Here is a 735-nt window from a genome sequence, read left to right as displayed (position 1 = left end):
ACTCTGCTTGACCTCTACACCATCGCGGAAACGCAAGGTCGCTTAGACAACCTAAACGTAGCATTTGTCGGCGATTTAAAATACGGCCGCACCGTTCACTCACTGACTCAAGCACTGGCGAAGTTCAATAACATCCGCTTCTACTTTGTCGCTCCAGACGCATTGGCGATGCCAGAGTACATCTGCGAAGAACTCGATGAAGCTGGCATTGAATACAGCCTACACACAGAGATGGAAGCGGTAATTCCTGAGCTCGATATTCTTTACATGACTCGCGTTCAAAAAGAGCGTTTCGACGAGTCTGAATATGCGCACATCAAATCGGCTTACATTCTGACGGCGGCTCTATTGGAAGGCGCGCGTGAAAATCTAAAAGTACTGCACCCGCTACCTCGTGTTGATGAAATCACGACAGACGTAGATAAAACCCCACACGCGTACTACTTCCAGCAGGCACAAAATGGCGTGTACGCTCGCCAAGCGCTGTTGGCTTTGGTTCTAAACGAAACACTGTAATCGAGGAGATAAAAACATGGCTAAAGAAACTCAATTGCAGGTAGAAGCAATCAAAAACGGCACCGTCATCGACCACATTCCAGCACAAATTGGTATCAAAGTGCTGAAATTGTTCGATATGCACAATTCTTCTCAACGCGTAACGATTGGTCTGAACTTGCCATCTTCAGCTCTGGGTCACAAAGACTTGCTGAAGATTGAGAACGTGTTCATCAATGA

General features: G+C 46.8%; 1 protein-coding gene and 1 pseudogene. Both read left to right on the top strand.

Features of this window, described 5'->3' with window-relative positions:
- Positions 1 to 516 (top strand): annotated as a pseudogene (locus R7044_RS25295) (aspartate carbamoyltransferase); the annotation flags it as partial.
- Between the two features lie 16 nt (positions 517 to 532).
- Positions 533 to 735: aspartate carbamoyltransferase regulatory subunit (locus tag R7044_RS25290; RefSeq protein ID WP_225456006.1), on the top strand; the 203-nt coding region annotated here is incomplete at its 3' end.

The sequence above is a fragment of the Vibrio sp. 1402 genome (assembly GCF_033340275.1).
Note: the sequence above shows the minus strand (reverse complement) of the source record. Positions and strands in the feature narration are given on the sequence as shown.